Origin of the sequence: Mucilaginibacter lappiensis, assembly GCF_900155965.1 — a bacterium.
GTDB lineage: Bacteria > Bacteroidota > Bacteroidia > Sphingobacteriales > Sphingobacteriaceae > Mucilaginibacter > Mucilaginibacter lappiensis.
Genome location: NZ_FTMG01000007.1, coordinates 149,147 through 171,571 on the forward strand (window position 1 = coordinate 149,147; position 22,425 = coordinate 171,571).

The following is a 22,425-nucleotide window of genomic DNA, read 5'->3' on the forward strand; positions in this document are numbered from 1 at the left end:
TTACCTTAGGATTAGTAATCTTGCTTTTATCCATTTTGTATAATCTATGCCCATTAAACACAGTTCAGCTTTGCCCCCAGAAATGTTAAGGGTTTTTGAGACTTTACCTCAGCCTTATCTTATTCTTTCAAAGGAACTGTATATACTTACTGCCAGTAACGCTTATTTACAATTAACCGGTAAAAAGCGGGCCGAACTGCTCGAAAAGCACCTGTTTGATGTTTTTCCTAAAAAACCGGATTGGGCAGCAGACGAAGGAGGCATCGTTTTTTCATTGGAGCAGGTATTAGAAACCGGTAAACCACATCAATTACCTGTAACACGTTTTGACACACCTGGCCAGGAAGGTAAATTGCAGGAGCGTTACTGGGACACCGCCCATACCCCCGTACTTGACCCCGATGGCGATATCTGTTACATTATACACCATACCCAGGATGTTACCGAAAAGGTAATTGCCGAACGGAATTTAAATGCCAGCCTGGAAAAGGAAAAAGCGGCAGCAGCAAAAGCGGAGCAACTAAGCCGGCAAATGGAGAAGCTATTTGATGAAATACCTGCTCAAATTGCCATTTTTATGGGCCCCGACCTTGTTTATGATTTTATAAATCCGCAGTACGAGAAAGAATTTTTCCCCGGGCGCAAAATACTCGGTAAACCTTTGCTCTTAGCAGTCCCCGAGATTGCGGATCAATCTGTTTGGAATGAGCTGCAACGCGTTTATAAAACAGGGGAAACCTATATAGGGAACGAAATTCATACTCCACTCGCCTGGGAGATTGGCAGTAAGGTAGAAGACTATTATTTTAATTTTGTTTACCAGGCTATTCGCGACGAAAAGGGAAACATAACCGGTGTTTTAAGTTTTAAATATGATATCACCGAGTTGGTTATAGCTAAAAAACGGCTGGAGCAAACCAGTAAGGAATTGTTAGCACTTAATGAGGGGCTGGCTAATGCCAACGAAGAAATACAGGTTACCAGCGAGGAAATACAATCGGCCAACGAGGAGTTAAGTACCACCAACGAGGAGTTGTTCCAGGCACAACAAAATCTGCTTAAGTTAAATAACGAATTAGAAAGCCGGGTTGAATTGCGCACCCTTGAATTGTTAACCGCACAGGCGGATGCCACCGGTCAAACCGAGCGGCTGAAAAGATTCTTTATGCAGGCCCCTGCCGGTATTTGCATACTTGACGGACCAGATTTTGTATTTGAATTGGTTAACCCGCCGTACCAAAAGCTTTTTCCGGGACGCAAACTCACCGGGAAACCAATGTTAGAAGCATTGCCTGAGCTTAAGGATCAATTGATAGCTGATATTTTAAAAAATGTATACAAAACCGGTAACACCTTTGAAGGTAAAGAGTTACTGGTGCCTTTGGCCCGTGAAGCCGGCGGACCTTTAGAAGATCGCTACTTTACCTTTATTTACCAGGCCAGGTATGATGCTGCCGATAATGTAGATGGCATTATGGTTTTTGCTTTTGAAGTTACCGAAGCAGTGCTGGTGAGGCTAAAAGAAAAGGAAAACGAAGAACGTTTCCGCTTTTTGCTGAACGCCATGCCGCAGCAGGTATGGACGGCTCGCCCCAATGGCAAGCTTGATTATGTAAATGAAGTGATCTGTGATGATTTTGGGCGAAGCGCTGAAGATATTATCAGCCAGGGCTGGCAGGCTTTCATCCACCCTGATGATCAGCAAAATTGCTTAAAAAAATGGCTTACTGCTTTAAGAACAGGTTTGGAGTACCTGGTGGAGTTCCGTTTAAAATTTCAGGACGGGCAATATCGCTGGCATCTGGCCCGGGCAGTGCCGTTGATTGAAAATGGGGAGATCAAACTATGGCTGGGTACCAATACCAATATCGATATTCAGAAAACCAATGAGCAAAAAAAGGACGAGTTTCTTTCTATTGCCAGCCATGAATTAAAAACACCATTAACCAGCATCAAGGCGTTTAACCAGCTCATGATGCGTATTAATGATCCCTCAAAGCTTAATGATCTTATCCAAAAGTCGGCCGCACATGTATTACGGTTGGAAAAGCTGATTAGTGATCTGCTGGATGTATCACGTATCAACGCCGGAAAAATGGATTATAACATGGAAACTTTCAATTTCCATGAAATGCTGAGAGATACTATTGATGGCGTGCAGCACACTACTACATCTCACCGGATCATATTGCAAAGCGCTGAAGATATCACCTATACCGGCGATCGTTTCAGACTGGAACAAGTAGTAAATAATTTATTGACTAATGCGATCAAATATTCGCCCGAGGCAGATACTGTTATTGTTAATTGTATGCTGCATGAGGATAACAGCCTGATTGTATCTGTTCAGGACTTTGGTATTGGTATCGAAGAAAAAAACCTGAGCCGTTTGTTTGAACGATACTACCGGGTAGATAATACGGCCATGCGTTTTGAAGGCCTTGGCCTGGGCTTATTTATTTCGGCCGAGATCTTAAAAAGGCATAATGGTAGCTTTTGGATAGATAGTATACCTGGTGAAGGATCTACCTTCTTTTTCAGATTGCTGACACACCAAATCCCCAAACAAGAAGCCATCATACAGGGCGATCTATACTATCATGACAGTGCTATTACCCTGAGCTATAATAACATTCACTCACGAATTGATACCGACTGGACTGGTTTTCAAAATTTGGAGTCGGTACAACGAAGCTGCCATCATATGTTGAGCATGATGACAAAAAACAATGTGCATAAAATACTTAATAATAATATTCATGTACTGGGCAACTGGTCTGAAGCTATTGATTGGGTTGCGCAGGAATGGTTCCCGGCTATGCAGAAAGCCGGTTTAAGATATTTTGCATGGGTTAATTCCCCAAGTGTATTCAGCCAGCTGTCGGCCCGTAAAAGCGTGAATGCCCTCCCAAACAAAATAGATATTAGATTTTTTACTGATATAATAACCGCCGAAGCATGGATAAATGAGCAGTAAATTTTGCATCATTTAAAGCTTGTCCAGATAATTCTTTAATAATTGATTAAACTGCTCCGGTTGTTCCATATTGGGCATATGGCCGGCATCTTTTATAATGGCAAGTGCAGCCTTGCTTATCCTGGTTTGCATGTACTCTGCAGTGCTAACAGGGGTAAACACGTCCTGATCTCCAACGATGATCAACGTTGGAAAATCAATATTTGAAAGAATGCCGGAATGATCTCTTCTTTCAGCACGACCCAACTGTACCGCGGCTGCACCAGCCGCATCCGTATTGATCATCATGGTATTAAGATGATCCACCACCTCTTGTTTGGTATCAAAAGTATTTTTACAAAGGTAATGACCTATATTTTGAGTGGTATAACTTTCCATGCCATCAGTTAAGAGCCTTTTTGCAAGCGCTTTCCGGTTTAAATAACTGGTAGCGTCTTCGGCCCTTGCATCAGTATCTGCCAGTACTAATCCTTTCACTAAGTGGGGAGCAAGCCTGTATATTTCAAGTGCTACCTGTCCGCCCATAGATAATCCCACAAATACCGCTTTAGAAATATTCAGTTCATTAAGCAGATAAATAATATCAAGCGCAAGCTCGTCTAAAAGCACTATAGATTCGGTGGTGATACTTTCACCATACCCCCTTAAATCAGGAACAATGAGCCGATTTGTTTTGCTAAATACCTGCGATTGGTAATTCCACATGCTACGATTAAAAGGCTGCCCATGTATAAATACGATAACATCGCCCGTACCCATGTCTTCATATACCAAATTAATGCCGCGAATTTTGAGTTTGCTTATCATTTTATTATATTATTTTATGATACTAATATCTCACAAAAATATTAATTTTAATCTATGAAATGAATTTTATGAGAAAAAAGTATCACAATGGGAAAGTTATCATTAGACAAAGGAAGAGTTAGCCAAAAAATGAAAACCCGCGAGGTTCTTCTTTTAAAAGCCAATGAACTGTTAAAACAACGCATAGAAATAAGCGTAGACTTAGTTGCACGGGAGGCTGGAATCTCAAAAGCCACAGCTTACAGGTATTTTTCCAGTTCAGAAGCATTAAAGCGTGAAGCATCGCTCCAGTTGAAGGCAAAAACAAACGACAATCTTTTTGCGGATTTAAGTATCAACGACTTGAAAGGAAGACTGGACCGGCTAATTGACTATCATTTTAACTTATTTATCAATAATGAGGTTGAATTTCGCCTGTTTTTAAGTTCCATCATTGGCGAATCAGTTATCCGGAAAGAGACACCATCAAGAGCCGGACGGCGGATCATCCTGATCAGGGAGGCTCTTAAACCATTACAATCAACATTAACTTCGGGAGTTTTTGATCACATGGTTAATTCATTAAGTATATTCTTCGGCATCGAATCTATAACTGTTTTAAAAGATGTATGCCGCTTAACCAATGATGAAATACTACAAACCTGGAAATGGTCAGTAAATCGTATTGTTTTTTTTAAAGATTAAGCATTGTTAAAAAAACTGGATGAAGCTTTTTAATTCATCTTGCAATCTGTTTGCAGTTCCAATAAGCATTTTGTTGGTGATGTGTTGATCGAGGTCTATATCCTTGCCTATCTGGCTCTCTTTAAATACATCTTTAAATTTGAAATATTTCAATGAAAAGTTCCAGTTATTTTCAAGAAACGAGAAGAGTTGCGTATCTGCCCTATTTAACAGAGAATAGTTAACTACTATAAATGAGTCGTTGTTAAGCTTCTTAATACAGTTTAAAATATCCTGATTATAAGCTATCCAAACTTTTAAAAACTTTGGTGCATTTTCATCATAATATTTTTTAAGCCTGCGCGCTCTTCTGAATTTCTGCCATACCAATCTGGATAAGTATTTACGGCTCATATATTTTTGATCTACCTCCTTAAACTCCCGCCGCAGTAATGAACTTACAACCGATTGATAATCACGCAGGATAATCAAATAACAGGCTTGTGGCAACAACTCCTGGTAAACATCTAAAAACAAACATGTACGCGGATCCTTCCAGCCCCATTGATCATATAGCTGCTGTTTAATTTTAATAATGCTTTTCAATTTCTCTTTTTCATATATAGAGAAAGTGTCAATTTGCACATCAGTTAAACCAGAAGCTGGCAGATGGTTGTTATTCAAAACTTCCTCGTGCATTTTTAAAAATTCCACATCTTCAAAATGGCCATCTTCATTTCCCCAACCCGGGCCAAGTAATTGTTCGCCAAGTTGCAACCCACATTTTGTAAGCCAGTTAGAGATAAGCGAGGTACCAGAACGGTGCATTCCGGCAATGATAAGGGTTCTTTTTTGCATAATTTATAAAAGGACGATCGTTTTAAAATGCTTAAGCAGGTAAATAGCTTAAAAATTATCTGTCATTTTATTAGAAATTTTTTCGGTAGCGTAAAGGTTATTCAATATAAAATAAACCAATAAAGAGGTGCTTTGCTGTATGGAGTTTTCGCTGGTATTAATATAAAGGTCAGCATCATACGGCACATCAAACCGATCATTGATACCGGTTAAGTTTAAAAGTTTATTGGGGTGGCCATCGGGTAAAAGAGCCCTTTGATAAAGGCCTTTGGTGTCGCGATCAATTAGTTTGTTAACGGGGCAATCAATGTGTACTATATTTACATCGCCATATCGGTCAGCAAGTTCGCGTCTTACGTCATCATAAGGGTTTATAGCGCTGATGATGGTAACTATACCCTGGCTGGAGAAACGACTGGCTACAAACCCCAGTCTCCTGATGTTTTCGCTTCTGTCTTCCCTTGAAAATCCAAGATCTCTACAGATTTCCTGTCGATATTCATCGCCATCAATAATTTCAATCTTTATTCCGAGTTCTGTTAATTCGGCAGCAACATTTTTTGCTAATGTTGTTTTGCCAGCTCCTGATAGGCCGCAAAATAAAAGTATCATACCCGTTGGTTAAGTTAATAAACATCATCTTGCGAAAGTCTTGCAGGACACTTTCTGAACGTGAACTTATAAAATAACTTACGCGTTACGACGCAACCGATTGTAAAAGATTATTTACAATCAGGTACAATACTTTCGTTGGAAATAATTGTGGAATACTTAAACTGCACAGGAAGGCCTTTAAAGGCAGTTTTTGATCAAGCTCTGAGCTTTACGGGCAACCGTTCCCAAATGATACACCTAACAGAAATGTTACGTGTATTAACCGGGCTGCAAACAACAAACAGTAGTTTAATGAAGAATTTTAAACATCAGCTCTTTCATCAACTCGCCATGCGGCGCGTTTGACTCCACACCTTTACTTTTCAAATCGTACTCGCGCAGATAACTAATGATTTGCATCGTTTTTTGATAATTATAGCTACGCCCAGCCTGCTCATAATCTTTTACAAAAAACGGGTTCACTCCCAACTCCCGGGCCAGGTTTTGCTGCGATTTATCTTTTACATAATGATAGGCCAGCACCTTACTAAAATAGTTATTCAGGTTGCCCAGTACCAGTACAATGGGATTGGCCTTGGGGTTGGCCTCAAAATAATTGATGATCTGGTTAACTTTATAGGCATCCTTTTTACTCAGGGCTGTTTGCAGTTCAAATACGTTGTACTCCTTACTGATGCCTATATTATCCTGAATAAGTTTAAGCGTGATCTCCTGACCGGCAGCCACATTGAGCATTAGCTTTTCAAGCTCATTGGCTATTTTTGAAAGATCATTGCCCAGATATTCTGAAAGCATGGCCGATGCCTGCGCGTTGATCTTATACCCCTTGTCGCTGATATAACCCTCTATCCAGGCCGGTACTTTATTATCATATAATGGGGCCGATTCAAAAACGATCCCATTTTTTTCAATGGCTTTATAGGTTTTTTTTCGCTTATCAAACTTGCCATACTTGTAGCAGAACACCAATATGGTACTTGGCAATGGATTTTCGAGATAACTTAAAACCGGATCGATACCTTTTTTACCGTCATCATCTTTACCCCATTTCATCTCCTGTGCTTCCTTTACCAGTACTACCTGGTAATCGGCCATCATAGGATAACGTTTCGCAGCATTAAGTACCGTCATCATATCGGTGTCTTTACCATATACCACGGTTTGATTAAAGCCTTTTTCGGTCTCTGGTAACAGACTATGTTCAATGTAGTTGCTCACCAGGTCAATAAAATAAGGCTCTTCACCATGCAACAGATACAAGGGTTTGTATTTACGGTTCTTAATATCTTTTAATAGCTCTGCTGCGGACATGCTGGTAAGTCAAAATTAAAAATTCAAAAGTCAAAAATACTTTTCAATTCAGGCTTCAAAAGTAAAAATTGCCGGGCACTCTTGAGCTACAAAACGAAAATAAACGCCAGGAGAAAATCCAAAATCGACATTAGTTTCTGATTTAAGGACAGATCAGCGGCGAGATAGGCCTTTATTATTTTTAATTTTAACTGAACAGCTTGCTTATCCTTTTGAATTTTTACTTTTGAATTTTGAATTTAAAGAATGGATTTGCTGCAGCCGCTTAATCTTCCCCCTTACCCTTTTAAAATTACCGATCAGAACGGGCAGCTCAGCCTATTTGATGAAATCAGAAAGAGAAACATCATTATCACCCCCGAAGAATGGGTACGCCAGCATTTTGTACAATATCTTATTAAACACAAAAACTATCCGCGTGCATTGATCAAGCTGGAAGGCGGCATGAAACTTAACGGGCTACAAAAACGAACCGATATTGTTGTATTTAATACAGAAGGTAAACGAATACTTATTGTGGAGTGCAAAGCCCCTTCCATAACCATTGATCAAAAAACATTTGACCAGATAGCCCGGTATAATATGGTTCACCAGGTGTCGTTACTGGCCGTTAGCAATGGTTTGCAACATTATTATTGCTGTATTGACCATGTCAACAAAAAATACCTATTTTTAGAGGACATGCCCGCTTATCCCGGAACTGTTTAAACCAGGGAGGGTTATCAGTTTTTGAATCTTCTCCAGCAATTCGTCGGGTTTAAATGGTTTTGATACATAATCATTCATCCCCACCCTAAATACCCTATCCTTAATATCAACCAGGGCCGAGGCCGTTAGTGCAATGATGGGGATCCTTGCCTTTTTAGGGTCGGCCATTTTCCTGATCTCCTGAGTTGCATCAAACCCGTTCATTACCGGCATCTGCAGATCCATCAGTATAATATCAAAATTACCATACTGCATAAATTCAACCGCGCGTTCACCATTTTCGGCAATAGTGGGTATTATTTTCCATTTTGATAGCAGCTTCTTCATCAGCATAACATTCACCATGTTATCTTCGGCAATAAGCACTTTCAGGCTTTTCAAACCTTCTTCTTCAGCTGTTTCTGCTTGTTTACCCATGCCTGCAGCAATCACTTCTGTTGATACGGAGAGTTCCATATTAAATAAAAACTCAGATCCTTCACCAATTTTACTGATCGCCTCAATATGGGTGCCTTGCAATTCAAGCAGGCGTTTTACAATGGCCAAACCAAGCCCGGTACCTCCATACTCACGTGTGGTAGCTAATGACTCCTGGGTGAACGGTTCAAAGATATTTTTCAGGCTGCTGTCTTTGATACCTATACCGGTATCTTTTATCGAAAACCTTACCGTAAGATTGTTATGCCTATCCTCCTGGCTGGTAACACTCACCCACACATTGCCCTTAGGGGTAAACTTTATAGCATTATTAACCAGGTTAAAAACCACCTGGGTGATACGGGTTGGATCACCAAAAAAAACTTTATTTTTCAGCGCATTGTCAACAGTAAGGGTAAACTGCAGGCCTTTTTCATGGGCCTTTAACATCTGCCCGCCACAAATATTATACATCAGTTCAACCAGGTCAAAACGAACATTTTCAAATACCAGTTTCCCGGATTCAATTTTGTTAAAATCGAGCACATCATTTACAATGGCCAGCAGGTTATTTGCCGAAAATTTCAATATTTCCAGGTTCTCCTTTTGCTCGGGCCTTGGGCTGCCCATCATCAATAAGTTGCTCATACCAATCACTGCATTTAATGGGGTACGAATCTCATGCGACATGGTTGACAGAAACTCTGATTGGACATGTGCCGATTTCTCGGCCTTCTCAATTGCCTTTTCTAATTTCTGATTCAGCGCCTTTTGCTTGTAAGCACTTTCTTTCAGCTGTTTCAAATTTTTTATAAACGCGTTATATAGGTGGCTGTGAATAAAAATGAGTAATATAAAATTAGCAAACAGACTAATCACAATAGTTGATTGATCTATCTTATCGGGCTTTATACGTATTACATAACTGTAATTGTGCTCGATAAACAAAAAAAGCAGTATAGGTATTGTGTTAAGCAGTGAATAGATCAATCCCCACTTTTGACCCAGCATGTAATAGCTGAATACAATTACGATAATAACCACCTGCACCGTAACTATATTGATGCTTTGCAACGATATGTATACAATACTTACATTAAGCAAAGTACCCACAATGAGCAACACGTGCGATATACTAAGCCAGTTTGGTTTGTAGGTTAGAGCCTTAAATAATACGATGATGCTGAACATCAAAAATAAAGAAGTGTAGGCCAGCATCATCTGCCCCTGGAAGTAAACACTGGTTAATAATGCAGCAGAAGCCACAAACACCAGAAAGAAACCATAATATAATAAACGTATACGCGCCTGATCAAGAACGGATTGTTCCTTTGAAAGGATTTTGTAGATAGAGAAGTTAAAAAAACTTGCTTTTTGGCACATACTCGAACGGCAAACACCTTATTAATGCTTAAGCTAACCGGGGTAATACCCGTTAGCTTAAGCTGTTTGCAGCGACCTTTTATATGCAATTAACCAGCCAAATCATCAAGCCCTTTTTGGATGATCTGTAATTTGGCTTCGGCATCAGCTTTTTTACGCTGTTCAATATCAATAATTTCGGGTTTGGCATTGCTCATAAAACGTTCGTTATTCAGCTTTGCATTTACCGATTTTAAAAATCCTAAAAGATATTCCTTCTCTTTTTCCAGTCTTTCACGTTCTGCTACCGGATCAATTTCCTCCTGAAAAGGAACGAAAAACTCATCTGTTGAAGCTAAAAAGCTGATGGCCCCATTCACTTTATCCTTAACTTCCGAAAACTGGCTTATATTTCCAAGTCGGGCTATTATTGCCTCATATTCCAGATAATTTATACCAGAATTGGCTTTTACAAAAAGCTCAAGCGGCTCTTTGTCAGCAATGTGTTTTGTTTTGCGGGTATTCCGTATGGCGGCAATAACTTCCTTCACCGTTTCAACCTCAGTCAATAGCCGTGCATTAATTTCCCCAATAATTGGCAATTGTGCAACAATACAACATTCCTTTTCGGCACGTTCGCCAAACAGTTCATCATGCCATAATTCCTCGGTCAGGAAAGGCATAAACGGATGCAAAACTTTTAATATATTTTCAAAGAATTGTATGGTAGCGGTGTAAGTAGCCCGGTCAATTGGGTGCTGGTAAACCGGTTTGATCATTTCCAGGTACCAGGCGCAAAAATCGTCCCATACCAGTTTGTAGGTGGCCATTAAAGCTTCAGACAAACGGTACTGTGCAAAATTATCTTCTATTTCGCCCAATGCCTGGTCAAAACGGTTTGCAAACCATTCTATAGCTATAGTATTTGGATTGGCAAGCGTGTCATCAACCTCCCAGCCTTTTACCAGCTTAAACGCGTTCCATATTTTATTGGCGAATCCACTGCCTTGTTTACAGTAGCTTTCATCAAACATCAAATCGTTACCGGCAGGCGAGCAAAGCAGCATACCAACACGAACACCATCGGCTCCGTAAGTTTCGATCAGATCGAGCGGGTTGGGCGAGTTACCTAAGGATTTAGACATTTTACGACCCAGTTTATCCCTTACTATACCAGTAAGGTACACATTTTTAAAAGGCACCTCACCCCTGAACTCGTGCCCGGCCATGATCATCCTGGCTACCCAGAAAAACAAGATCTCGGGCGCAGTTACCAGGTCGTTAGTTGGGTAATAATAGTTGATATCGGCATTATTCGGATCTTTAAATCCACCAAATACTGATATGGGCCATAACCATGATGAAAACCAGGTATCAACCACATCGGGGTCCTGGGTCAGGTCCTGACTTGTGAGTGCCGGATTTTTGAGTTTGGCTTCAACCAATGCTTCTTCGGCGTTTTTAGCAATAACAAATTCGCCGTTTGGCAAATACCAGGCTGGGATCTGTTGTCCCCACCATAACTGGCGACTGATATTCCAATCCCTTACATTCTCCATCCAATGACGGTAGGTATTGATAAATTTATCAGGTATTAGCTTAATCTCACCATTCAGTACATAATCCAAGGCGGGTTTGGCCATCTCGCCCATTTTGCAAAACCATTGCATAGATAGTTTTGGCTCGATAACCGCATCTGTACGTTCCGAAAAACCGATCTGCGATTTATAGTCCTCTACTTTTTCCAATGCGCCAGCTTCTTCCAACAATACGGCTATTTTTTTACGGGCCGCAAAACGATCAACGCCAATTAATATTTGCGCTTTTTCGTTCAGCGTACCATCGTCATTTAAAATATCAATAACCGGTAAGTTATGTTTTTGACCCAGTTCATAGTCATTCAGATCATGCGCCGGGGTAACTTTTAAACAGCCGGTACCAAAATCCATAGTCACGTATTCGTCCAGGATAACCGGTATCTCACGGTTAATCAGCGGGATAAATACTTTTTTTCCATGCAGGTGTACGTACCGTTCGTCATTCGGGTTGATACAGATAGCCGCATCAGCCATAATGGTTTCCGGACGGGTGGTAGCAATGGTGAGGTAATTGCCGGTTGCTTCACCCGAACCTGGTAACTCGCCACCCGAAACTGCGTAGCGTATATAATACAGCTTCTGGTTAACCTCCTTACGGATAACTTCCTCGTCAGATACAGCGGTTTTACTTTGTGGGTCCCAGTTCACCATGCGGATACCACGGTATATCAGGCCTTTTTTATAAAGATGAATGAAAGTATCTATTACCGCTTCGGACATATCCTCGTCCATCGTGAATTTGGTACGGCTCCAATCGCAGGATGCTCCTAACTTTTTAAGTTGTTCCAGGATGATGCCGCCATATTTCTCTTTCCACTCCCAGGCATAAGCCAAAAATTCGGGGCGGGTCAAATCTGTTTTGCTGATGCCGCGCTCTTTGAGCATGGCCACCACCTTAGCTTCGGTAGCTATACTGGCGTGGTCGGTTCCGGGAACCCAGCAGGCATTTTTACCTTTCATACGGGCTCGGCGAACCAACACATCCTGTATGGTATTGTTCAACATATGCCCCATGTGCAAAACCCCGGTAACATTGGGTGGCGGAATGACTATGGTATAAGGCTCGCGCTCATCAGGCACCGATTTAAAAAAATCGTGCTTTAACCAGTAACTATACCACTTCTCTTCGGTTTCTTTGGGCAAATATGTTTTAGAAATACTCATAACGCGCAAAAATAGGGATTTACGCGCTTAGTTCATAGTCGATAGTTCATGGATAATTACTGCTGCATTTTGACCGGCAAAATGTTAAACAAATACTTTTTAAAGTTTTATTTTAACACTTTTTTGCATTAAAACAGGGCAAAAACACATCAAAAACACTCGAAAACTCAGTCAAAACCATCGATTTTAACACTTTTTAACAAATTTTAACACGGTTTTGACAGGTTTAAGAAGTATTAAATAATTGACTATCAAATAACTACATACCAAATGGTTGGTTTTGGGGTCTTATTTCCCTTTAACTAAACAGCCCGATTCTCTCCTTTTGAGAGAACCGGGCTGTGGTATATACAAATATAAGCAATAAAGTCTGGAGTAGAAAACGTACTACGCAACATGCCATTCTTCCACCGTGAGCACATCAGCCTGGCGCGGAAAAACTTTGGTAGTGAGTACTCGGTGCACTTCCTCGTCACCATCGGCGCAGCAATCACTCAGTACGGTTAAGCGATAATCTTTATCAGCAGCTTCGCGCAGGGTTGATAAAACTACACCGCTGGTAGATACACCGGCAAGCACCAGATGCTGAGCGCCATAAGCCCGCAGGATAACTTCCAAATCGCTGCCGGTAAATGCGCTGAAACGCCGTTTGGTAACCACAACTTCATCAGCCTGCGGTTTTAAATCGTTATGAATCTGCATAAATTCATCCATGTTAACGCTTGATAACCGTTCTTTACTGGCGGCGAAAGATTTATTGTTTGAGCCCACTTCAGGCATGCCTTTCCTGAAACCAACTACCACGTAAATAACCGGAATTTTCTGTTCGCGTGCTTTCGCAATAGCTTTGGCTGTAGTTTTCAGAATATCTGCCGACAGCATGGCTACTATGCCCGCCTGCATATCCATAACCAACAGGGCGGTGTTTGTTTTATTTTGTTCCATTTTTTGTTTTTATGATGATTAATTTTCTGATTAAATCTTGTCCTTATGCACAAAGTTCATCGCCCCAAAAATACTCATACAGCCAAAGCCGATAAAGCAGATCAGGACAGATAGACTGTCATCAACAGATACTTTAGCCCCCCTGAAAAGCAGGTAAGCTACTGCTAAATTAAACAGGGCCCATAATACGTTCACCAGCGGGGTTGATAAGCCTTTCCCTGGCGGTTTGGCAAAAGGCGTAGGAAAGTGATCACCGGCGATGCCTTTAATAAAATGCGGAACGAAATTGGCCAGGAACATACCTGCCCAAAAACCGCCGAAATAATGATACCATTGCATACTAAATAGTTTAATGATTAAATAATTGAATGATTTTTTTCTTTTAACTCCTGCCGGTCGCTCTTTAAAATTACAGAAAAGCAAACCGCAATAACAAGTGCCGCTATACCCTGGCAAAGCATGGTTAACGGCGCGCCTAATTTTTGAGAAATGGTACCAATAAGCAAACTGCCCAGCGGTATCATTCCAAAATAGGCCATGGCCACAAAACTCATTACCCGGCCGCGCATATTGGCAGCTGCTTCCATTTGGATAATAGTAATACTGGTTGACATCGGTGTAATTGATCCCAGTCCCAATATAACCGCACACGGCAGCGCCAAGGCAAAATAACTTGTTCGGGAAAACAAGATGAGTCCCATACCTAATGTGGCAATACTTAGTATCAATACCATCTTTAAATTAATGCCTTTTTTTGCCGAGGCCAGTAAGAAACTGCCAATAAGCGCTCCTAAACCAATGCAGCCGCTGATATACCCATAGGTGGCAGCATTGCCCTTAAAAATAACTTTGGCAAAAACCGGCTCCATGGTATCATAAGGCAAAATCAGCAGGCTTAAACAGAGCATCAGCAGGATAAGCATACTAATAGCGGGAGTTTGTTTCAGATACTTCAGGCCCTCTGCCAATTCGGAGGTAACCTTTTTCTTAACGGCGGGCAGTTTAAACTCCGGAAACTTCATCAACAGCAGGGATATAATCACCGCTATAAAACTCACCGCATTAACAACAAAGCAAACACCTGCACCAAATTTCTGCAAAACCATACCGGATAAAGCCGGGCCAATAAGCCGGGCCAAGTTGACCATAGCCGAATTGAGAGAGATAGCATTTGCCAGATCGGCCTTGTCATCTACCATTTCATGTACCATTGGCTGCCGTGCGGGCACGTCAAAGGCATTGATAGTGCCCAATATGGCGCTAAGGGTTAGCATTTCCCAAATAACATAATGGTTGGTTAAAATGAGTGCCGCCAGCAGTATGGCCTGTATCATGGAGGCGGTTTGGGTGACCAGCAGTATTTTATACCGGGGATAACGATCGGCGATTACGCCACCAAACAGCGAAAATAAAAATGCAGGAAACTGCTGTGCAAAAACAGCAAAACCAATCATGGAGGCCGAATGTGTAAGCGAATAAATAACCCAGATCACCGCTGTGCGCTGCATCCAGGTACCGATTTGGGAAATGGACTGCCCGGTAAAAAACAAGGAATAATTACGGTTGCGAAAAGCGCGGAAGGTGTGTTCGTTTTTATTTTTCTTTTGGACGTTATTTGTCATTTTGTCGAAAATAGAGTAAAAAAATTTAGTTCTTCAGCCCGTATAGGGCCATTCGGGTAAACATATCTACCGCGGGCTCAACTTTTGCCGGATCATTTTCTAATTCCAGTTCACGCTTGAATCCGCGCAGGCTGCTCAACAGCACCATAATGAACACATCCAATTCCTGATCCGGCATTTTACGCAGTTCGCCTTTGTTCACACCATCCGTAAGCAATTGCTTCATCAAAGCACTTTCCTGCCGAACGATCAGATAATGAAGAGCAATCTTAGTTTTCTGGAATTCAGATAAGGCATTGGCATCCATACCTACGTCAAGCGATTTAAAAAAAGCTCCTTTTTCACGAAGTATTTCAATTTTGGTCAAAAAGAAGGCCCGAAGCTTTTGTTCGAGGCCTGATGCCTGACTGGTAGCGTGGGTCATCGCGGCCAGCATTTCGCGAACCTCTATATGGACAACCGCGTCAAAAATTTCGTCCTTACTTTTATAGTAATAATAAAGGGAGCTCCGGCCCTTGCCGATGGCCTTGGCAACATCATCCATCGTAACTTTAGCCAGGCCATACACCTGAAACAGGCGTTTAGCCGCAGCCAGGATCTGTTGCTGCATGAAATCTTCTTTGGTGGAAATACTTGCCGACATACGGGATAAATTTTAACAAGGCAAAGGTAAGCATTTTTAGACATTTTAACAAAAAATGTTTAATTGTTTTATTTCAACTCATAAATAGTCAAAAGTCGAAAGTCCTGAGTCTGAAGTTAGGAAAAAGTTGGCCGTTAACTTAGGGCTTATGACTAAAGGTTTTCGGCTTAACGGTATTATATCACAATAATTTTACAAAAGGGGCGTTTTTTACAGGAACAACCTTAACAGCTGTGAAATCAATGGACTTACATCGCGTTTGGCTTGATATCCTGAAAAAATCAAAGCTTTCCTTTTTTATAAACTGGTTTAACCGCTAAGTATTTTTTATAAGCCGGTTTGCTCATATCTGCTATAATTCATTAACTTTAATTTTTAAATATAACATGAAATTAAAGTTATCTTACGTGATGCTGGCAGGTGCTTTGGCACTGTCTGCCAACAGTTTTGCTGCCGATGGCGGCGTATCCCCCAAACCAAAACACAAACCTGCAGTCCCTAAAAAATTCATTGATCCGGCTAATATGGATCTCAGTGTAAAACCTGGCGATGATTTTTTTGATTATGCCAATGGTAACTGGATAAAGCAAAACGCTATACCTGCCAAAGAAACCCGCTGGGGAAGTTTTAACATCCTTCGGCAGGAAAATACCGATAAATTATTGGGCTTGCTTAATGAGGTGAGCAAAACATCAGCCACCCAGCCCAAAGGTAGCTTAAGGCAACGCGTTGGCGACCTGTATGCCAGCGGTATGGACAGCCTGGCTATCGAAAAGCGTGGCTATGAGCCCATAAAACCTGATCTGCAACGTATCGACCAGATAAACAGTCTCGATGCTGTGATTGGCGAAATGACTTACCAGCGTGTTAATGGTGAGGCTAGTCCGCTTTTCAGATTTGGCGTTGGCCAGGACGAAAAAAACGTGAACAAATATGTAGTAGGCTTTAACCAGGGCGGCACCAGTTTGCCAGATCGCGACTATTACCTGAAAGCCGATGCCCGCACCAAAGGCATCCAGGATGCCTACAAAAAATACATTGTAGCGCTGTTTACCCTAACCGGCACCAGCAGCGAAGAAGCGGCTAAAAATGCCGAAGTAATTTTTGGCCTGGAAACCACATTGGCCAAAGCACAGCTGAGCCGTGTAGCCATGCGCGATCCTAACGTTACCTACAACAAATTTTCTGTTGACGGTTTCAGCAAGATCACCCCGCACTTAAACTGGAACACCCTATTACCACAGTTAAAAGCCAATGGACAGGATACCGTTTTAGTTGGTCAGCCAGGATTTTTTAAAGCGGCCGACTCCCTTTTAGCAGTTACTCCTGTTGACAGCTGGAAAGTTTACCTGAAGTGGAACATCCTTAAAGGCGCGTCATCCTCCTTAAGCTCGCCGTTTGTAAATGCTACTTTTGATTTTAGCAAAGTATTATCCGGCCAAAAAGTACAAACACCGCGCAACGAACGTATGAGCGGCCTGGTTGATGGCAGCATTGGCGAATTATTGGGGCAGCTTTTTGTGGAGAAATATTTCACACCGGCCGCCAAGCAATACATGATCAACCTGGTGAACAACCTGAAAGGAACCCTGGGCGACCGCATTAAACGCCTGGAATGGATGAGCCCCGAAACCAAAGACCGCGCGCTCAAAAAACTGGCCGCATTCACCGTAAAGATTGGTTATCCTGATAAATGGGAAGCATATGAAGGCCTTGTTATTGATCGTAATGATTATGCCGCCAACCTGAAAGCCCTATCTATCTGGCGCTATAACTTTAACCTGAGCCGCTTGGGTAAACCTGTTGATAAAACCCGCTGGGGTATGACTCCGCCAACTGTGAACGCATATTACAATCCAACCAACAACGAGATCGTATTCCCGGCTGGTATTTTACAGTTCCCTTTCTTTGATTTTAAGGCTGATGACGCTATAAACTATGGTGGCATAGGCGCAGTTATAGGACACGAAATGACCCACGGTTTTGACGACCAGGGTCGCCAATACGATGCCGATGGTACCCTGCGCGACTGGTGGACCAAAACCGATGCCGATAAATTTAAAGTACGCGCCAACCAGGTGGTTGAACAATACAATGCCTTTACCGTGATAGATACCCTGCATGTGAACGGCAAGCTAACCCTGGGCGAAAACCTGGCCGATTTAGGTGGTTTAAACATAGCTTATGAAGCTTACAAAAAAACCAAACAAGGCCAGGAAAATAAAAAGATCGATGGCTTTACCGCCGATCAGCGTTTCTTTTTATCATGGGCACAGGTATGGCGCAGCAGGCAACGTCCGGAGTCTGCAGCACAACGCATCCTGACTGATCCGCACTCACCAGAGCAATTCCGTACCAATGCACCGTTAACTAACATCGATGCCTGGTACAAAGCCTTTAACGTACAAGCCGGCGACAAAATGTACAAAAAACCAGAAGACCGGATTAAGGTTTGGTAGTGAGTTTGAGTAGTGAGTAGTGATATAAAACAAAAAGTCCGGCAAAACCGGACTTTTTGTTTTATATCACTTTTTCTTCCCGTCAGCAGAACGGCTTCGGGCGAAAGCGGGCAGAACAATGGTGGCCTGTGCGGACGCGGGGCATAGCAAGTTTTTGCTGAAGCTTAGGATTGCGCGAACGCAGTAGGGCAAAATAATTGCAGCCCTGGTTCTGCCCGGTTTGCGGGGCAAAGGCTCTGTGCGGCAAAGAAGCATTTCTGGTGACAAGCCGTTATTCGCAATTGTTTATTTTTATTGGTGCTCATTATCTCGCTACGCTCGGTCTGGTTACTTTGTGGCTACAAAGTAACTGGCCCTCCCGCGGCCAAGAGCGGGTATACGCCATGCAAAACTACCCTGTATAGCATGCGATTGCTTCGTCGTTCCTCACAGCAATGACATATTTTTCCATGCAAGTCAGCTAAATTACTGCATATTCCATCGTATTAATCGTCTTAATATTTACAACATGCAAACATTTCAACCTTAAAACAACCCGCCGAAACCCTTATCTTTGTGGTTATAATATGATTATTCAACAGTTCTACGATAAAGGATTGGCGCATGCATCGTACGCCGTGATCCGCACAGGTAAAATGATCGTTATAGATCCGGCACGCAATCCGCAGCCTTATTATGACTTCGCCAATCAGCACGATGCCGATATTGTGGGCGTTATTGAAACACATCCTCATGCCGATTTTGTAAGCTCGCACCTGGAAATTCACCAGGCTACCAATGCGGTAATTTATTGCAGCAAGCTCACCGGTGCTACCTATCCACATGAAACTTTTGACGATGGCGACCAGATACAGTTGAACGATGTAAAGTTGAAAGCTATCAATACCCCAGGTCACTCACCCGATTCCATTTGTATTTTACTGGAAGACGAAAAAGGCAAAGAAACCGCGATTTTTACCGGCGACACCTTATTTGTGGGCGATGTAGGCCGGCCAGACCTGCGCGAGAATGTGGGTAATATTACCGCAAAAAAAGAAGAACTGGCAAAACAAATGTACCAGAGTACCCGCCATAAATTGATGACCTTACCCAAAAACGTGGTGGTTTATCCGGCACATGGCCCCGGTTCCTTATGCGGCAAAAATATGAGCCCCGACCTGGAAAGCACCATTGGTCGCGAGCTGCGCGAAAATTATGCCTTGCAGCTGATGGACGAAATGACCTTTGTTAAAACCCTCACCACCGATCAGCCTTTTATGCCTAAATATTTTGGTTATGATGTGGATTTGAATAAAAGCGGCGCACCCTTGTTTCAGCAAAGTGTTGATACTGTAGCCAGGATCGATACCGAAGCATCGCTTGAAAAAGAGGTATTGGTGATTGATGCACGTCCGAAACAACAATTCAGGAGCGGCCATCTTAAAGGCGCTATTAACCTACAGGATGGAGAAAAATTTGAAACCTGGCTTGGATCGATATTAGGTCCTCATGAGACTTTTTACCTGGTAGCCGAAACGGAGGATAGTTTGAATATCCTAATCAAAAAAGCGGCTAAAATAGGTTACGAAAAAAACATCAAAGCCGCGCTGTTATCACCAGCCAACGCTACCGAAATATCAGTAACACTTGACCTTGACGATTTCAGGATCAACCCCAACAACTATCACATTATAGATGTACGCAACCACGGCGAGGTAAATGATGGCAAGGTATTTAAAGACTCCATCACCATACCCCTGCCCGAACTGCGCGAACGCATAAACGAAATACCAACAGATAAACCCATAGTGATACACTGCGCCGCCGGTTATCGTTCGGCAGCAGCGGCCAGCATTGTAGCCGCCCAAATAAAACAGGTACCTGTTTATGATCTGGGCGAGGTGATTGTGGAGTTTGCATAAAGGGGTTCATAGTTGATGGTTCATAGATCATGGCGTTTTTTTAGTGTCACTATAGCGAATGACCATTCATCACATAGAAACCACCAATAGCTGCAAAGCCCAAAACCATGAACCACGATCTATGAACCATGAACTAAAAATAGTAACCACTGCCGACGGTTCCAAAACCATCTATAATGCACAGGTAGGCGAGCATTATCATTCGCGGCATGGTGCTTTACAAGAGAGTTTGCATGTATTTGTAAATGCCGGTCTGGACTATTTTTTAGCTAAAACCAATGTTCAGAACATCAGCATACTGGAAGTTGGCTTTGGTACGGGGCTAAATTTTTTATTGAGTTCGAATTACTGTACCCGTCATCAAATAAAGCTTCAATATACCGGGATCGAAGCCTATCCGCTTACCGCTGATATGATGGCTCAAACCGGCTATGAACAATATATCCCCGCCGGATTATGGGCCAGCTATCTGCAACATTATCCGGATGCTTTAAAAAATGAAGTAAGTATAGATGCTGACACCCAACTGCAAATAGCTCACTGCAAGCTCATGGAGTTTAAAACGGATCAGCTATTCGACATCCTATATTTTGACGCTTTTGCGGCCGTACACCAACCCGAAATGTGGGATCTGCCTGCCATAAGCCACGTAGCCCAATTCTTAAAACCAGGCGGCGTGTTTGTTACCTACGCCATAACCGGCAACCTGAAAAGAATGCTAAAAAGCCTGGGCTTTACCATACAAAAAATACCCGGCGCACCCGGCAAACGCGAAATGCTGCGCGCGGTGAAAGAAGCTTAACGAGTTTTGAATTTCTTATCTTGACTCCTGATTCTTACCTCTTGCTTCCCAAAACTCCTATCTTTGCAGCATAAAAAACAAAACATATGCCGCTACAAGCACCAGCTATCGCTAATACCCCTGCCACCGGATTCGAACGTCTGCTCCATATTATGGACGATTTGAGAGCCAACTGTCCCTGGGATAAAAAACAAACACTGGAAAGCCTGCGGCATCTCACCATCGAAGAAACCTATGAGCTAAGTGATGCTATTTTAAGCGCCGATATGCCCGAAATAAAAAAAGAACTGGGCGATATTATGCTACACCTGGTTTTTTATGCCAAAATAGCTTCGGAAACTAATGATTTTAACATTACGGATGTGCTCAACAGTGTATGCGAAAAACTGATTAACCGGCATCCGCACATCTATGGCGATGTGGAGGTGCAAAACGAAGAAGATGTTAAACGCAACTGGGAACAGATTAAACTAAAAGAAGGCAATAAATCGGTACTGGGTGGAGTGCCTGCTTCATTACCGGCTTTAGTAAAAGCATCACGTATACAGGAAAAAGCACGCGGCGTAGGTTTCGACTGGGAAGAGAAAAGCCAGGTATGGGCCAAAGTTGAAGAAGAAATGCAGGAATTCAGAAATGAATTTAACGCCGAAGATGAAAGCACCATCGACCATGAAAAAGCCGAAGGTGAATTTGGCGATTTGTTATTCTCACTTATCAACTATGCCCGTTTTATCAATATCAACCCCGAGAACGCCTTGGAAAAAACAAATAAAAAATTTATCAAACGTTTCCAATACCTGGAGCTTAAAGCCAAAGAAAATGGTAAACAACTACAGGACATGAGCCTGGCCGAAATGGATATATTTTGGGAGGAAGCAAAAAAAATGTAACTTTTTTTTTCACCCTGTTGTAACGTTCAAATAAATACGCACGTAATGTTTAAAAAAAGATGAAGATTATGAAGCGAAATTTATTTTTAGTATTACCATTGTTAGCATTAATAGTTCTAGGTGAAGCATGCTCAACCAAAAGTGATCCAATTCCTGCACCAACACCTCCGCTGGGCACTTTTAGCGGTACTGGTAAACTTTTGGTAAAAAAATCAGGAAATACTACTTACGATACTGTAAAAAAGGCATCTCCTTTATTACTTACAATGACCTCATCAGGTACTTTTAAAGTAACCGGCGATACCCTTACGGTACATGCGGGTAGCAAAGGTTTATTTCAACTTGCTTACGCATCCAATGGAACATTTGTCTATTTTATAGACAGCACTTATAAAGTCGGACCACAAACTAAAATACATCTGGCTGGTACATATCAATACGCTTTTGATAATGGTACTGGCAACCTGATCATTCAGCGCTCCAATAGCGTACAAGATTCTGTCTTGCGATACGATCTTAAAAAGATTTCAAATTAATTATTGTTTTAATTTAGCTGCTGTCGCTTTTAGGAGTGGCAGCTTTTTACATTAGCCATCTACCTCTGTTAATGCTAAAGATCAGCGGTACTTAAAACTGCTGATCTTTTAACTATTAACGCCATCGGCAAAAATTGATCATCTGAA

18 protein-coding genes are annotated in these 22,425 nt (G+C 42.0%); 8 read left to right on the plus strand and 10 right to left on the minus strand.

The window, feature by feature from the left end; all coding sequences use genetic code 11:
* Positions 1 to 46: 46 nt before the first annotated feature.
* Complete coding sequence (locus BW976_RS14980) at positions 47 to 2,977, plus strand: PAS domain-containing protein (RefSeq protein ID WP_076374120.1); 2,931 nt, start codon at positions 47 to 49, stop codon at positions 2,975 to 2,977.
* A 12-nt stretch (positions 2,978 to 2,989) separates the two neighbouring features.
* On the opposite strand, the gene BW976_RS14985 is transcribed toward BW976_RS14980, so the two are convergent.
* A complete protein-coding gene (locus tag BW976_RS14985) occupies positions 2,990 to 3,784 on the minus strand; it encodes an alpha/beta fold hydrolase (RefSeq protein ID WP_076374121.1) in 795 nt (264 codons plus the stop codon).
* 87 nt (positions 3,785 to 3,871) lie between these two features.
* Between BW976_RS14985 and BW976_RS14990 the strand changes: the two genes are divergently transcribed.
* A complete protein-coding gene (locus BW976_RS14990; protein WP_076374122.1) occupies positions 3,872 to 4,468 on the plus strand; it encodes a TetR/AcrR family transcriptional regulator in 597 nt (198 codons plus the stop codon).
* A gap of 6 nt (positions 4,469 to 4,474) precedes the next feature.
* Here the strand turns inward: BW976_RS14990 and BW976_RS14995 are convergent, their stop codons facing one another.
* The 3 genes from BW976_RS14995 to holA form a co-directional block, all read right to left on the minus strand.
* Positions 4,475 to 5,305 (minus strand): sulfotransferase, encoded by an 831-nt coding sequence (locus tag BW976_RS14995; RefSeq protein WP_076374123.1) that lies wholly within the window; start codon positions 5,303 to 5,305, stop codon positions 4,475 to 4,477.
* Between the two features lie 48 nt (positions 5,306 to 5,353).
* Entirely contained in the window at positions 5,354 to 5,917 is a 564-nt protein-coding gene (gene cysC, locus BW976_RS15000) for an adenylyl-sulfate kinase (RefSeq protein ID WP_076374124.1), read from the minus strand.
* Positions 5,918 to 6,208: 291 nt separating this feature from the next.
* Entirely contained in the window at positions 6,209 to 7,231 is a 1,023-nt protein-coding gene (gene holA, locus BW976_RS15005; protein ID WP_076374125.1) for a DNA polymerase III subunit delta, read from the minus strand.
* Positions 7,232 to 7,477: 246 nt separating this feature from the next.
* Here holA and BW976_RS15010 point away from each other — a divergent pair, with 246 nt between their 5' ends.
* On the plus strand, positions 7,478 to 7,939 hold the full coding sequence (locus BW976_RS15010; protein WP_076374126.1) for a type I restriction enzyme HsdR N-terminal domain-containing protein: 462 nt from the start codon (positions 7,478 to 7,480) through the stop codon (positions 7,937 to 7,939).
* Here the strand turns inward: BW976_RS15010 and BW976_RS15015 are convergent.
* From BW976_RS15015 to BW976_RS15040, 6 genes are all read right to left on the minus strand, one after another.
* Positions 7,904 to 9,739, minus strand: coding sequence for an ATP-binding protein (locus BW976_RS15015; RefSeq protein ID WP_076374127.1), 1,836 nt, complete (start codon positions 9,737 to 9,739; stop codon positions 7,904 to 7,906). The genes BW976_RS15010 and BW976_RS15015 overlap by 36 nt on opposite strands.
* 89 nt (positions 9,740 to 9,828) lie before the next feature.
* Entirely contained in the window at positions 9,829 to 12,480 is a 2,652-nt protein-coding gene (locus BW976_RS15020) for a valine--tRNA ligase (RefSeq protein WP_076374128.1), read from the minus strand.
* A 387-nt stretch (positions 12,481 to 12,867) separates the two neighbouring features.
* Entirely contained in the window at positions 12,868 to 13,425 is a 558-nt protein-coding gene (locus tag BW976_RS15025) for a cysteine hydrolase family protein (RefSeq protein ID WP_076374129.1), read from the minus strand.
* A gap of 30 nt (positions 13,426 to 13,455) precedes the next feature.
* The gene (locus BW976_RS15030) at positions 13,456 to 13,764 is read right to left on the minus strand and encodes a hypothetical protein (RefSeq protein WP_076374130.1); all 309 of its coding nucleotides are present in this window, start codon (positions 13,762 to 13,764) and stop codon (positions 13,456 to 13,458) included.
* A 17-nt stretch (positions 13,765 to 13,781) separates the two neighbouring features.
* Positions 13,782 to 15,047, minus strand: a complete 1,266-nt coding sequence (locus BW976_RS15035; protein ID WP_076374131.1) for an MFS transporter — start codon at positions 15,045 to 15,047, stop codon at positions 13,782 to 13,784.
* Positions 15,048 to 15,072: 25 nt separating this feature from the next.
* A complete protein-coding gene (locus tag BW976_RS15040) occupies positions 15,073 to 15,690 on the minus strand; it encodes a TetR/AcrR family transcriptional regulator (protein ID WP_076374132.1) in 618 nt (205 codons plus the stop codon).
* Positions 15,691 to 16,076: 386 nt separating this feature from the next.
* Between BW976_RS15040 and BW976_RS15045 the strand changes: the two genes are divergently transcribed.
* From BW976_RS15045 to BW976_RS15065, 5 genes are all read left to right on the plus strand, one after another.
* Positions 16,077 to 18,149, plus strand: a complete 2,073-nt coding sequence (locus BW976_RS15045; protein ID WP_175614114.1) for a M13 family metallopeptidase — start codon at positions 16,077 to 16,079, stop codon at positions 18,147 to 18,149.
* Positions 18,150 to 18,715: 566 nt separating this feature from the next.
* Positions 18,716 to 20,050 (plus strand): MBL fold metallo-hydrolase, encoded by a 1,335-nt coding sequence (locus tag BW976_RS15050; protein ID WP_076374134.1) that lies wholly within the window; start codon positions 18,716 to 18,718, stop codon positions 20,048 to 20,050.
* Positions 20,051 to 20,108: 58 nt separating this feature from the next.
* Positions 20,109 to 20,852: a tRNA (5-methylaminomethyl-2-thiouridine)(34)-methyltransferase MnmC2 gene (gene mnmD, locus BW976_RS15055; RefSeq protein WP_317042937.1), complete on the plus strand. Its 744-nt coding sequence runs from the start codon at positions 20,109 to 20,111 to the stop codon at positions 20,850 to 20,852.
* A gap of 86 nt (positions 20,853 to 20,938) precedes the next feature.
* Positions 20,939 to 21,742, plus strand: a complete 804-nt coding sequence (gene mazG / locus BW976_RS15060; RefSeq protein ID WP_076374135.1) for a nucleoside triphosphate pyrophosphohydrolase — start codon at positions 20,939 to 20,941, stop codon at positions 21,740 to 21,742.
* A 68-nt stretch (positions 21,743 to 21,810) separates the two neighbouring features.
* The gene (locus BW976_RS15065) at positions 21,811 to 22,278 is read left to right on the plus strand and encodes a hypothetical protein (RefSeq protein WP_076374136.1); all 468 of its coding nucleotides are present in this window, start codon (positions 21,811 to 21,813) and stop codon (positions 22,276 to 22,278) included.
* The last annotated feature ends 147 nt before the right edge of the window (positions 22,279 to 22,425 follow it).

Excerpts from the sequence above, each read along its gene's own strand:
- BW976_RS14980 (WP_076374120.1), top strand. The coding sequence starts at position 47 with ATGCCCATTAAACACAGTTCAGCTTTGCCCCCAGAAATGTTAAGGGTT.
- BW976_RS14985 (WP_076374121.1), bottom strand. The coding sequence starts at position 3,784 with ATGATAAGCAAACTCAAAATTCGCGGCATTAATTTGGTATATGAAGAC.
- BW976_RS14990 (WP_076374122.1), top strand. The coding sequence starts at position 3,872 with ATGGGAAAGTTATCATTAGACAAAGGAAGAGTTAGCCAAAAAATGAAA.
- BW976_RS14995 (WP_076374123.1), bottom strand. The coding sequence starts at position 5,305 with ATGCAAAAAAGAACCCTTATCATTGCCGGAATGCACCGTTCTGGTACC.
- cysC (WP_076374124.1), bottom strand. The coding sequence starts at position 5,917 with ATGATACTTTTATTTTGCGGCCTATCAGGAGCTGGCAAAACAACATTA.
- holA (WP_076374125.1), bottom strand. The coding sequence starts at position 7,231 with ATGTCCGCAGCAGAGCTATTAAAAGATATTAAGAACCGTAAATACAAA.
- BW976_RS15010 (WP_076374126.1), top strand. The coding sequence starts at position 7,478 with ATGGATTTGCTGCAGCCGCTTAATCTTCCCCCTTACCCTTTTAAAATT.
- BW976_RS15015 (WP_076374127.1), bottom strand. The coding sequence starts at position 9,739 with ATGTGCCAAAAAGCAAGTTTTTTTAACTTCTCTATCTACAAAATCCTT.
- BW976_RS15020 (WP_076374128.1), bottom strand. The coding sequence starts at position 12,480 with ATGAGTATTTCTAAAACATATTTGCCCAAAGAAACCGAAGAGAAGTGG.
- BW976_RS15025 (WP_076374129.1), bottom strand. The coding sequence starts at position 13,425 with ATGGAACAAAATAAAACAAACACCGCCCTGTTGGTTATGGATATGCAG.
- BW976_RS15030 (WP_076374130.1), bottom strand. The coding sequence starts at position 13,764 with ATGCAATGGTATCATTATTTCGGCGGTTTTTGGGCAGGTATGTTCCTG.
- BW976_RS15035 (WP_076374131.1), bottom strand. The coding sequence starts at position 15,047 with ATGACAAATAACGTCCAAAAGAAAAATAAAAACGAACACACCTTCCGC.
- BW976_RS15040 (WP_076374132.1), bottom strand. The coding sequence starts at position 15,690 with ATGTCGGCAAGTATTTCCACCAAAGAAGATTTCATGCAGCAACAGATC.
- BW976_RS15045 (WP_175614114.1), top strand. The coding sequence starts at position 16,077 with ATGAAATTAAAGTTATCTTACGTGATGCTGGCAGGTGCTTTGGCACTG.
- BW976_RS15050 (WP_076374134.1), top strand. The coding sequence starts at position 18,716 with ATGATTATTCAACAGTTCTACGATAAAGGATTGGCGCATGCATCGTAC.
- mnmD (WP_317042937.1), top strand. The coding sequence starts at position 20,109 with ATGACCATTCATCACATAGAAACCACCAATAGCTGCAAAGCCCAAAAC.
- mazG (WP_076374135.1), top strand. The coding sequence starts at position 20,939 with ATGCCGCTACAAGCACCAGCTATCGCTAATACCCCTGCCACCGGATTC.
- BW976_RS15065 (WP_076374136.1), top strand. The coding sequence starts at position 21,811 with ATGAAGCGAAATTTATTTTTAGTATTACCATTGTTAGCATTAATAGTT.